The sequence below is a fragment of the Arthrobacter sp. 10N43 genome (genome assembly GCF_056394525.1).
Window position 1 is genome coordinate 48459 of sequence record NZ_JBFTIA010000022.1, and the last position, 11433, is coordinate 59891.

10 protein-coding genes and 2 pseudogenes are annotated in these 11433 nt (G+C 68.1%); 2 read left to right on the forward strand and 10 right to left on the reverse strand.

Annotated elements, in window-relative coordinates:
• Positions 1 to 11: 11 nt before the first annotated feature.
• Positions 12 to 686 (forward strand): annotated as a pseudogene (locus AC1DDO_RS22480) (NADPH-dependent F420 reductase); the annotation flags it as partial.
• A gap of 137 nt (positions 687 to 823) precedes the next feature.
• Here AC1DDO_RS22480 and AC1DDO_RS22485 read toward each other — a convergent pair.
• The 6 genes from AC1DDO_RS22485 to AC1DDO_RS22510 all read right to left on the reverse strand — a co-directional run bounded on the left by AC1DDO_RS22485 (position 824) and on the right by AC1DDO_RS22510 (position 7069).
• Entirely contained in the window at positions 824 to 1687 is an 864-nt protein-coding gene (locus tag AC1DDO_RS22485) for a phosphogluconate dehydrogenase C-terminal domain-containing protein (protein WP_476869800.1), read from the reverse strand.
• Between the two features lies 1 nt (position 1688).
• Positions 1689 to 2507, reverse strand: a complete 819-nt coding sequence (locus AC1DDO_RS22490) for a sugar phosphate isomerase/epimerase family protein (protein WP_476869799.1) — start codon at positions 2505 to 2507, stop codon at positions 1689 to 1691.
• Entirely contained in the window at positions 2504 to 3388 is an 885-nt protein-coding gene (locus AC1DDO_RS22495; protein WP_476869798.1) for a triose-phosphate isomerase family protein, read from the reverse strand. Before AC1DDO_RS22495 ends, AC1DDO_RS22490 begins: the two co-directional genes overlap by 4 nt.
• A complete protein-coding gene (locus AC1DDO_RS22500) occupies positions 3372 to 3842 on the reverse strand; it encodes a ribose-5-phosphate isomerase (protein WP_441411317.1) in 471 nt (156 codons plus the stop codon). Before AC1DDO_RS22500 ends, AC1DDO_RS22495 begins: the two co-directional genes overlap by 17 nt.
• Positions 3839 to 5596, reverse strand: a complete 1758-nt coding sequence (locus AC1DDO_RS22505) for a dihydroxyacetone kinase family protein (protein ID WP_476869797.1) — start codon at positions 5594 to 5596, stop codon at positions 3839 to 3841. The genes AC1DDO_RS22500 and AC1DDO_RS22505 overlap by 4 nt, the downstream gene beginning before the upstream one ends.
• A gap of 99 nt (positions 5597 to 5695) precedes the next feature.
• Positions 5696 to 7069 (reverse strand): MFS transporter, encoded by a 1374-nt coding sequence (locus AC1DDO_RS22510; protein ID WP_476869796.1) that lies wholly within the window; start codon positions 7067 to 7069, stop codon positions 5696 to 5698.
• A gap of 213 nt (positions 7070 to 7282) precedes the next feature.
• Between AC1DDO_RS22510 and AC1DDO_RS22515 the strand changes: the two genes are divergently transcribed.
• Positions 7283 to 8038 (forward strand): FadR/GntR family transcriptional regulator, encoded by a 756-nt coding sequence (locus AC1DDO_RS22515; protein ID WP_476869795.1) that lies wholly within the window; start codon positions 7283 to 7285, stop codon positions 8036 to 8038.
• A gap of 186 nt (positions 8039 to 8224) precedes the next feature.
• On the opposite strand, the gene AC1DDO_RS22520 is transcribed toward AC1DDO_RS22515, so the two are convergent.
• The 4 genes and pseudogenes from AC1DDO_RS22520 to AC1DDO_RS22535 all read right to left on the reverse strand — a co-directional run.
• Positions 8225 to 9352, reverse strand: coding sequence for a Gfo/Idh/MocA family protein (locus AC1DDO_RS22520; protein ID WP_476869801.1), 1128 nt, complete (start codon positions 9350 to 9352; stop codon positions 8225 to 8227).
• Positions 9353 to 9420: 68 nt separating this feature from the next.
• Complete coding sequence (locus AC1DDO_RS22525) at positions 9421 to 10122, reverse strand: ThuA domain-containing protein (RefSeq protein WP_476869794.1); 702 nt, start codon at positions 10120 to 10122, stop codon at positions 9421 to 9423.
• Positions 10123 to 10162: 40 nt separating this feature from the next.
• Entirely contained in the window at positions 10163 to 11167 is a 1005-nt protein-coding gene (locus AC1DDO_RS22530; RefSeq protein ID WP_476869793.1) for a sugar phosphate isomerase/epimerase family protein, read from the reverse strand.
• An 11-nt stretch (positions 11168 to 11178) separates the two neighbouring features.
• A pseudogene (locus tag AC1DDO_RS22535) lies at positions 11179 to 11433 on the reverse strand (gfo/Idh/MocA family oxidoreductase); the annotation flags it as partial.

An 11433-nucleotide genomic window follows, 5' to 3' on the forward strand; every position in this document is an offset into this window, starting at 1 on the left:
GTAGCTGGCGAAATATCCGTGGGCGTCCGGGTGTTGGTCCGGACATGACAACAATCGGAATCATCGGTGCAGGACACATTGGCGGCCAGATCGCCCGCAAGGCCGTGGAACTCGGCTACGACGTCGTGATCAGCAACTCCCGGGGGCCGGAATCCCTGGCGGGGCTCGTTGCGGAGCTGGGGCCCAAAGCCCGGGCGGCAACGCCGGCCGAGGCCGCGGCGGCCGGCGACTTCGCCGTCGTGACCGTGCCGCTCAGAAGCCTCGCGGACGTGCCCGTGGAGCCGCTGGCGGGCAAGATCGTCCTCGACACCAACAATTACTACTGGGAACGCGACGGGCATTTCCCGGCCCTGGATGCCGGCGAGGCCACTACCTCCGGCTTGCTGCAGGAGCACCTTCCCCAGTCCAAGGTGGCCAAGGCCTTCAACCACATCTTGTTCTCCCAGATCACCACCGACGGCGCCCCGGGCGGCACACCCAACCGCCGGGCCCTGGCCACGGCAAGCGACTTCCCGGAAGCGGCGGAGCTTGTCACGCGGCTCTATGACGAATTCGGATTCGACACCGTCAACATGGGCCCGCTGTCCGAAAGCTGGCGCACGGAGCGGGACCGCCCGGCCTACGTGATCCGGCAGAACGCGGCCGAGCTGGCCGAGAACGTGGCCAAGGCCCCGCGGACCATCTGACGGTTCCTCCGGCCTGGCGCGCGAATTCGCCGGAAGCCTGCGAGGTCGCCGGAAATTTCCAGCGACCTCGCAGCTTTCCGGCGAATTCGCGCAGGGCACGGGACTACAGGGCACGGGCCCCGGAGTAGTGCGTCGGGTCAGGCCTGGACGGCGGGCTCGAGCTTGAGCATCTTGGCGATGACGTAGTCGAGCTCGGAGTCGTCGAAGATCTTCTTCCAGTCGTCCTTGATGATGGTGTCCTTGCCGTACTGGATGGCGATTTCGCAGGCCTCCGAGAACGGGTTGGAGCCGCGCAGGGCGTTGGTCAGGGCGATCTGGACGTGGCCGAACAGCATGGCCTTGGCGGCCTCTTCCGGGACACCGGCGGTGTGCACGGTCTCGTGCAGGGCTTCCTTGAGCAAGGTGCCGATCATGCAGGCGACGGTTTCCACGAGGGTGGGCTCGAGGATGGCGAGCTGCTTCACGGTGACCCAGTGGACGTCGATCACGGGGGCGTAGATGACTTTGATGGTGGCCTCGGCGGCGGCGCGGGCGGCCTCGGTGGCGTCCTCGTCGATCGCGGCAACCACGTTCTGCGGGGCGCCCTGGCCGCCGAAGGTGTCGGCCCATTCTTCCTTGGTGGTGCGCTCGAGGAAGACCGAGGGGTGGCAGGGGTGCGCCACGGCCTGGACGACGTCCTCGCGCTTGGCCAGCAGGCCGGCGTAGGCCGCGGCCGGGTCGAGGGTGAGCAGGATGGCGCCGGACTTCATCTGCGGGACCACGCCGTGGGACACGACGCCCAGGACGGTGTCCGGGACGGCGAGGATCACGACGTCGGCGTCCTTGATGGCGTCCTCGGTGGTGCTGATCGCCCGGCCCTCGGCGCGGACGCGTTCCTGGCCTGCCGGTGAGTTTTCGCTGTGGTAGACGGTGTGGGCGCTCTTCTGGAGGTTGGCTGAAACACGCAGCCCCATTTTGCCTCCGGCTCCGATGACGGCGACGGTCAATTGTTCTGCTGACATTTCAGTTACTCCTTAGGAAATCGAGGCTTTGCTGGGTCCACTGCTTTTCGAGGCGGATGGTCTCTTCTTCGGAGGCCTGCCACGGCAGCCAGTGCTCGATGATCTGGTTGATATTTCTTTCTTTGGGCTGCAGCTTCCCGGCCATGTAGGCATAATCCAGGAGGCCGTCGCCGAGGGGAGCGCCGGAGTACGTGAACCCGACCCACCCCTCCTTGCGGCTGAACGCAAAGTCTTTGATGTGCATGTTCAGGACATACGGCGCGACGGCGTCAATCACCTCGCGCGGGGATTCCAGCGCCGCCACGGTGTTCGCGGGGTCGCTGCAGATGCCCAGGTACGGGCTGCCCACGCGGGCGATGACGTCCAGGACGCGGGAGGTGGGGACTTGTTCGTAGGTTTCCACGGCGATCTTCACGCCGGCGGCCTCGAACTCGGGCAGGACCTCGGTGAAGGCGGCCACGGCCTGGTCCGCGTCCGGGGTGTGGCCCGGGACGTTGAACATGGTCCGCAGCAGCGGTGCACCCAGGACCCCGGCGATGTGCAGGAACTTCCGGAGATGGTCCGGCCGGATGCCCTTGGTGCCGAGCTCCAGGGCGATGCCCAGCGAGTCGGCCGTGGCCCGGACGGACACCAGGTCGGCGTCGGTCATGGCCTCCAGCGGGGCGTAGTCGCAGATCTGAAAGAGGTCCACGCCCAGGGCCGCGGTCTCGGCCAGTGCTTCGTCGAGGTCAAGCGGCGCGGAGACACGGTCCGAGAGCTGCCAGAAGAAGGCGTAACTGCTCAGGCCGATTTTTGAACCCTGGCCGGTCGTGGCGCTCATGCTGCCGCCGTTCCGGACAGGAGTCCCAGGCGTGCGGCGGTTTCGTCCAGGATGGTCCTGAGCGCCTGCGGGTCGTGGGCGAAGCGGCCCAGGAACAGCCCGGCGACGGCGGGATCGAGCCGGCTGATCAGGCCCGGGCCGGCGCTTCCGCCGTAAATGACCCGGCTGCCGGCCTGGCCGGGCAGTGAGCGCAAGTGCGCGTCCAGTCCGGCGATGACGGCGCTGATGTACTCCGGGGTGGCGGGTTCCGGGGCCCCGATGGCCCATTGCGGTTCGTAGGCCACGATGGTTCGGGCAGCCGGTCCGAGGGACCGTGCCCGGTTGAGCGCGGCGTCGATGTCCGCGGTGCAGTGCCGGATGGCTTCCTCCACCGAGCCGGGCTGCAGCTCCCCGACGCAGAGCACCGGGGTGAGCCGGTTGCGGTAGGCGGCGGCGGTCTTGAGCCCGATGGTCCGGTCATCCTCGCCGAAGATCCGGCGCCGCTCGGCGTGGCCCACTTCGGCGTAGCGTCCGCCGAGCTCGGACACGGTCCGGCCCGAAACCTCGCCGGTGTAGGCGCCCTCGTCCTCCCAGAAGATGTCCTGCGCGCCGGCGCCCGCCCCGGCCACGCCGAGGATCCGGGCTGCCTCCGGCAGCGCCGGCAGCGCGGGCAGGACAAACAGTTCAATCTCGCCGCTCTGCACGGCGGGGTGTGTCAGGGCGATCGCGGCGACCTCGCGGCAGTAGTCCAGCGTGCGCTGGTAGCCGAAGTACATTTTCAGGCTGACGCCGATGATGGCACCGGGCTGCGCTGTACCAGCGGCGCGGCCAGCGGCGCGGCCAGCGGCGCGGCCAGCGGCTGTGGCCGTTCCGCCTGCGGCGGTGTTAGCAGGAAGTGACACCCTCGTAGTCCTTAATCAGTGTGACTTTCTCGGCCGAGGCCGAGGTTTCGTCGAACGTGTAGGTCAGCCACTCGCGGGCCAGCCGGCGGGCCAGTTCCAGGCCGACGACGCGCTGGCCGAACGTGAGGACCTGGGCGTTGTTGCTCAGGACGGAGCGTTCGACCGAGAAGCTGTCGTGCGCGGTGACGGCGCGGACCCCGGGGACCTTGTTGGCGGCGATGGCCACGCCGAGGCCGGTGCCGCAGACCAGCAGGGCGCGGTCCGCCTCGCCGGCGGCGATGAGTTCGGCGGCAGCGATGGCCACGGAGGGGTAGGGGGTGTGGCTGGTGGCGTCGACGCCGACATCGCGGACGGACTCGACCAGCCCGTTGGCTTCAAGGTCCGCCTTCAGGGCTTCCTTGTATTCGAATCCGGCGTCATCGCATCCGATAACCAGGCGCAGTTTGGCGCTCATGCGTTCTCCTTGACTGTTTTTCCCTCGACTGTTTTTTCGAGGAGAGTGTTGTGGATTGCCCGGACGATCAGTGCCATGGACACCGCGCCCGCGTCCGGGGTGCCGAGGCTCTTCTCGGCGTGCGGGCGGGCCCGGCCCATGAGGGGCAGGAGCTGCGCGGTATCTTCCGCGGCCTGCTGCGCAACGGTGGCGGCGGCGCCCCAGGCCTGTGTGAGGGACTGCCCGGCGTCCACGCGGCCGGCGAGGGTGTCGCGGAACGGGACCAGGACGTCCACGAGGGTCTTGTCGCCCGGCGCGGCCTTGCCGAAGTCCATGATGGCGGCCGCGGCGCCGGCGACTCCGGCGGCGACAGCGCCGGCGTCGGGGGCGTTGGTGTTTCCGAGCGCATCCCCGACGGCCCGCAAGGCCATGCCCCAGAGGGCGCCGGAGGTGCCGCCGGCTTTGTCTGCCCAGGCGTCGCCGGCGAGGTGGAGGGTCGTGGCTGCCCCGGCTCCGCGGGCGACGGCGGCTGCCGCGGCGTCGACGGCGGCGCGGACGCCGCGTTCCATGCCGATGCCGTGGTCACCGTCGCCGGCCACCGCATCGATCCGGCCGAGCTCCTCGGCGTTGGCGTCCACCACGTTCTTCGCGGCGCCGAGAGCGGCCAGGACCCGTACGGCGCTGGCACGGGATTCGTCGGTAGCCTCCGGGATGGACGCTTCGATCTCGGACGGGTCGGTGAAGTCGGCGGCCTCGAGGGCGGCCGCGGTGACGGCGCCGCGGCGGAAGGCCGGGGCGTCGGCGGGCGCGTGCCAGAGGGTCTCGAGTTCCTCGTCGAGCCAGAACAGCGTGAGGGAGGTGCCGGCCATGTCGAAGCTCGTGACGAGTTCGCCCACCTGCGGGTCCACGGCGTCCAGGCCGGCCTCGGCGAGGAGCTGGGCGACGCGGCGGTAGACGACGAAGAGTTCCTCGTATTTGACACTGCCCAGGCCGTTGAGGATGGGAACCACGCGCGCACCCTTCACCTCGACGCCGTCTGGAACCTCCGCCAGGAGGCTGCTGACCAGCAGCTCGGCGAGTTCGTCCGCCGTCGGGATGCCCGTCTCGCCGATGCCGGGCTCGCCGTGGATGCCCATGCCGACGGCCATCCGGCCCTCGGGGACGGAGAACAGCGGGTGGTCGGCACCGGGCAGGGTGCAGCCGGTGAAGGCGACGCCGAAGGAACGGGTGCGGTGGTTGGCGCGCTCGGCGATCTCGAGGGTCTGGTCCAGGCTGTAGCCGGCCTCGGCAGCGGCGGCGGCCACCTTGAAGACGGTGAGGTCGCCGGCGATCCCGCGGCGCTTGGCCCGCTCGGTGAGCGGGGCGGAGGAGACGTCGTCGGTGACGGCGATGCTGCGGCAGTCGATGCCTTCGGCGCGGAGCCGGGCCTGGGCCTGGTTGAAGTGCAGGACATCGCCGGCGTAGTTGCCGTAGCCCAGGAGGACGCCGGCGCCGTTGTCGGCGGCCTTCGCCACGTCGTAGATCTGCTGCGCGGACGGGGAGGCAAAGAGGTTGCCCATTGCGGCGCCGTGGGCGAGGCCCTGGCCGACGAGTCCGGCGAAGGCGGGGTAGTGGCCGGAGCCGCCGCCGATCACGAGCGCCACGGTGCTGGGGGTGCTGCGCGTGTTGCGGGCTACGCCGCCGGAGACGCGCCTGACCCAGCGGCTGTGGGAGGCGACGAAGCCTTCGATCATTTCGTCAGCGAAGGCTGCGGGGTCATTGAACAGGCGGGTCATGGGGGTACTCCTGGAAGAGGGAAAGCTGCTTGGTGGGTGCCCGCCGCGGCCGTGTGGCACGCGGCGGGCACCGGTTTGGTGGGAGCGGGGCTGCGTCCGCTAGCGGGCGGCGGCTGACTCCGCGGCCTCGGGCTCCCCTGCTGTGGCTGAGAGGTCCGTGGCCGTCACGTTGGCAGTGCCCCTGCGGGCAAGCACCACCATGAGGATGGCCGAAAGGATCATGAAGCCACCCACCACGAACATGGGCACGTTGTAGCTGCCGGTCCAGTCCTTGAGCCAGCCGGTGACGTAGCCGGCGCTGAATCCTGCGAGGTTGCCCACGGTGTTGATCAGGGCGATCCCGGCGGCGGCCGCGGCTCCGGTGAGGAACTGGGTGGGGACCGTCCAGAAGTTCGGCAGGGCGGCGAAGATGGACATCGCCGTGAGGGTGATGACCGCGATCGTCGCTGCCGGCGATCCCGCGAAGAGGGCCAGCGGAATGCTCAGGCCGCCGATGAGGGCCGGGACGGCGATGTGCCAGGTCTTCACACCGCGCTTGGTGGCGTCCTTGGACCAGAAGTACAGGGCAAAGGCTGCCGGCAGGTACGGGATGGCCGTGATCAGGCCCTTCTGGAAGATGTCGAACTTGGCGCCGTACAGACCCTCGAAGCCGGAGATGATGGTCGGCAGGAAGAATCCGAGCGCATACAGGCCGTAGATGAAGCCGAAGTAGATCAGGGCGAGCATCCAGACGCGGCCGTTGCCGAAGACCGTGCGGACACTGACGTGCTTGTTGCCCGCGGCGGTTGCGTTCTTTTCCTGCTCCAGCGCTCCGGTCAACCAGGTCTTCTCTTCGGCGGTCAGCCACTTGGCCTTGGCCGGGGAATCCGCGAGGTAGAACCAGGCGGCGACGCCGATCAGGATGGCGGGGATGGCGACACCGAAGTACATGACGCGCCAGCCTTCGAGGCCGAAGAGGCCATGCTGCTGGATCAGGAGGGCGGCCAGCGGGGCTCCGATGACAGTGGTCAGCGGCTGGGCCAGGTAGAACAGGGCAAGGATCTTGCTGCGGTGCCGCGACGGGACCCACAGGCTGAGGAAGAGGATGGCGCCGGGGAAGAATCCGGCCTCGGCTACGCCCAGGATGAAGCGCAGGACGTAGAGCTGCTCCACGTTGCCCACCCAGGTGAAGAGCAGCGAGACAATGCCCCAGCTGACCATGATGCGGGCCAGCCAGCGGCGGGCGCCGAACTTGTGCAGGGCGAGGTTGCTGGGGACTTCCAGCAGGATGTAGCCAATGAAGAAGACGCCGGAGGCGAAGCCGAACTGGGCCGCTGAGAGGGCGAGGTCGGTATTCATGCCGTTGGGGCCGGCGAAGGAGATGGCCGTGCGGTCCAGATAGTTGATGAAGAACATGAGGGCGACAAACGGCACCAGCCGCACTGCCACCTTCTTGATTGCAGATCTTTCGACCACTGATTGCGTGGTGTCCACATTGACTCCTAGATGTTGATGTCCCGGCCGCCTCCTGCGCTGGAAGCATGGGGATTGGTCTCATCGCGTAGTTCTGGAGAGCTGGCCAGGCCCAACTAAGCGTGTGATAAAAACCATACGGCGTCCATCCTAAATTGGTCAACCGGTTGACATGTTTATTTCACAGACGGAAGTCTGCATGGCGCGGCTGGTCCGGGTTGTTACGCTTTGAAGGTGTCCGTAAATTCCGCCGCTTCAACGGCCAAAATAAGTGCCGCACTCGGTTCCATGGAGCAAGGCTCGGTTGTCTCCGAGGTCGCGGAACGCCTGCTTGGGTACTTCACGAGCGGCGAGATCGCCGTCGGGACCCGCCTGCCGGCCGAGCGCCAGCTCGCCGCCTCGCTGGGGGTCGGACGCTCGGCGGTCCGTGAAGCCCTCGCGGCGTTGGAGATCCTGGGGATTGTCATTGTCCGGCCGGGTTCCGGAACCTACCTTCGCGACGGCATCTCCGAGCTCCTCCCCCGCACGCTGAGCTGGGGCCTCATGCTGGGCGCCCCGCGCACCCGCGAACTCGTGGAGCTGCGCAGCGGACTCGAGGTTCAGGCCTGCCAGCTCGCCGCCCAGCGCATCACCGACGACGCCCTGGACCGGATGCGCGAAAATCTGGCCACCATGGAGCTCAACCTCGGGGACCTGGCAACGTTCGTGGAGGCCGACGCCGCCTTCCACCGCGAAATAGCCGCCGCGTCCGGCAACCAGGTGCTGCAGGAACTGCTGCAGAGCATCCGTTCGCTGCTGCGCATCTGGGTGGACCGCGCCTTGACGGATGAGGGGCACGCAGCGGCGGCCCTGGCCGAGCACCGGGAAATCTTCCGCGCGCTCGAATCGCGGGACGAGGCCGCCGTGACGGGAGCCATGCGCTCCCACATGGACACGGCCTCCCGGCGCCTCCTTGCCGGGTTCGACGCCGACCAGGGCTCCGCCGACTGACACCTCCTGACGCCGCGCCCCGGGTTCCTCCCAACGCCCCCCAAACGCCCCCCAACACGCGAAATCGCCCGAAACCTGCGGACTCGCCGGAAAGTTCCGGCGAGTCCGCAGGTTTCCGGCGACTTCGGCCGGGCAGTGGGTTAGAGGGCAGTGGGTTGAAGGGAAGGCGGTAGGGCTGGGCGGTCCCTAGGAACCGGCCGCCACGGGTGACTGCGCGATGGCGGCCAGTTCGACCGGAGCGGGCCGCGGTGCCGTGCTGGCGATCCGGACCGGCGCACCCGTGTGTGCCGACTCCAGCACGGACTCCATCACTTCCAGGGCGTGGAAAGCCAGGACACCCCCTGCCCGTGGCTCCTGGCCGGCCGGCGTGCGGATGAGGTCCGCGACGCCGAAGCCGCGCCCCGAGTCTTCGTAGCCGGCGGAGACCGGAAGGCTCTGCCAGTCCTCGGCGCCGAGGGCGAAGAGCTGCACGTCGCCGTCGAAGTGGTTGGGATCCGGGACCACGAGGGAGCCGTGCTCGCCGTGGATTTCGATGTTGGGGCTCTTGGTCTTCACGGCATCGAAGCTCATCACCAGCGTGGACAAGGCGCCCGAGGCGTGGACCAGGACGCCGGTGACGTGGGTGTCGATTGCCACGGGCACGCTCTGGCCAACGCGTGCGCCCGAGCCGATGGTCCGCTCGTCGCGGGTGTGGCTGGCGGCACCGATCACCGAGACCACGGGTCCGAGCAGGGTGACCAGGGCCGAGACGTAGTACGGTCCCATGTCCAGCAGCGGGCCGCCGCCGGGCTGGTAATAGAAGTCCGGGTTCGGGTGCCAGCGCTCATGCCCGGGCGTAACCATGGTGGCGGTCGCGGAGATGGGCCGGCCGATCAGTCCGTCGTCGATCGCCTTCCGGGCGGTCTGGATCCCGGTGCCGAGCACGGTGTCCGGGGCGCAGCCGACCACGACGCCGGCTGCCCGCGCAGCGTCGAGCACCTGGCGGGCCTCCGTGGTGGTTGCCGCCAGCGGCTTCTCGCCGTAGACGGATTTGCCGGCGGCAATCGCACGAAGGGCGATCTCGGCGTGCGCCGCGGGGATGGTCAGGTTCAGGACGAGATCGACGTCGTCGGCGGCCAGGAGCGCGTCGACCGTGAGCGCCCGAACGCCGTCGTACGAGTCGGCAACTGCCTGCGCCCGGGCCGGGTCAAGGTCCGCGACGGCGACGAGGTTGATGAGGTCATTGTCCTGAAGTCGGCGGAAGTTGACCAGGTACTGGGCGATGATCGCTCCACAGCCGATGATTCCAACGTTTGTTGGCCGGCCTGTGTCTATTGGCTGGTCTGTGTATATTGGCTGGTCTGTGTTGAATGGCTGGTCTGTGTTGATTGGCTGGTTCAGGTCTATCGGCTTGCCCACAGCAGGCCCCTTTCGATGATGGTGCGGACATTGCTGTCCTGGAGGACTTCGACGCGGTGTCCCGGGGTGCAGACGAAAATCCTGCCCTTGCCCCACTGCCGGGTCCAGATGGCGGGCGAGGTGACTTCCCGGTGCCAGGGGTCCCATTCGCGGACCTTCTGGGTGGTGGTGGCCAGGACGTCGATGTAGTCGTCGGCGAGGACCCAGTACTGTTCGGTGACGAGGTCGAAGTCGCCGAGGCCGGCAGTGATTGGATGCTCCGCGGCCGCAGGGAGCATGTTGACCGCGTACGGGACGTAGTTGTCAGGTTGCCCGCCCGTTCGCTCATCCGGGTGTTTGCCCGGGTGGCAGGCAAACTGGCCGCCGATCAGGTGCAGGTAGTCCGAGGTGTTGCGGTAGGAATCCGCGATGCCGCCGTGCCAGCCGGCCAGGCCCGTGCCGTTCTCGACGGCGGTGCGGAGGCCCTCGAATTCGTCCTTTTCGATGGTGGACATGGTCATGCACTGCATGATCAGGTCCACGCCGGCCATGTAGTCGGCATCGGCGTAGATCTTGGGCGATTCCTCCACCCGGACCTCGTAGCCGTTGGCTTTCAGGTACGGGATGAACTCCTCGGTGGCCTCAACGGGCTGGTGCCCGTCCCAGCCGCCGCGCACCACGAGCGCGGTTTTCTGATGGTTTGTCATGGGGATCCTCTGTTGTTGGTTTGTTGTGGCCGTGGCCGGCTCAGCGGGCGGCGAAGGCTGCATCGAAGGCGGCCGCGGGCGGTGTGATGGTGGCAAGTTCCTTGACCAGGGCGAGGGCCTGCGGTGCGCCTAGCAGGCGGTCCATGCCGGCGTCCTCCCATTCGACGCTTGTGGGTCCCTGATATCCGATCGCGTTCAGAGTCCGGAATATCGGTTCCCAGTTGACGTCGCCATGGCCGGCAGTGACGAAGTCCCATCCGCGGCGGGGGTCGGCCCACGGCAGGTGGGAGCCGAGCCGGCCGTTGCGGCCGTTGAGCTGGCGGACGGATTCCTTGATGTGGACGTGGAAGATCTTCTCGGCGAAGTCCTGCAGGAACATCACGGGGTCCAGGTCCTGCCACACGAAGTGGGACGGGTCGAAGTTCAGGCCGAAGCTCTCCCGGTGGCCGATGGCTTCCAGGGTGCGCTTGGCGGTCCAGTAGTCGTAGGCAATTTCGGACGGGTGGACCTCGAGGGCGAAACGGACCCCTTCGTCCTCGAAGACGTCGAGGATCGGGTTCCAGCGGTCGGCGAAGTCCTGGTAGCCGCGTTCGATCATGGCGTCCGAGGCGGGTGGGAACATGGCAACGCATTTCCAGATCGAGGATCCGGTGAACCCGGTGACCGTCTGCACGCCCAGCCTGGCGGCCGCGCGGGCCGTGGTCTTCATGGCCTCGGCGGCGCGGGCACGGACCCCTTCGGGGTCGCCGTCGCCCCACACATCGGCGGGAAGAATGCCCTCGTGGCGCTCGTCGATCGGGTCGTCGCAGACGGCCTGTCCGGTGAGGTGGTTGGCGATCGCGTGGACCTTGAGCTGATGCTTGTCCAGGATGTCCAGCCGGCCCTGGAGGTAGGCGTCGTCCTCGACGGCGCGCTGCGGGTCCAGGTGGTCGCCCCAGCAGGCGATCTCCAGGCCGTCGAAGCCCCACTCGCCGGCGAGCCGCGCCACCTCTTCGAAGGGCAGGTCGGCCCACTGGCCGGTGAAGAGGGTGATGGGTCGTGTCATGGTCTTTCCTCTCAGAGGGTGTGCCAGTGGCTGTTGTTGCCGGCGCTGGTTTCGATGGCGGCGAGGACTTTTTGGACCTGGAGGGCGTCGGCGAAGGAGGGTGAGGGCGGCCGGTTTTCGGCGATGGCGTGGATGAGGTCGACGGCCTGGTGGGTGAAGAGGTGTTCGTAGCCCAGGCCGTGGCCGGTGGGCCACCAGTTCCCGGTGTAGGGGTGTTCGGGTTCGGTGACGAGGATCTTGCGGAACCCGGCGTCGGGGCCGTCGGC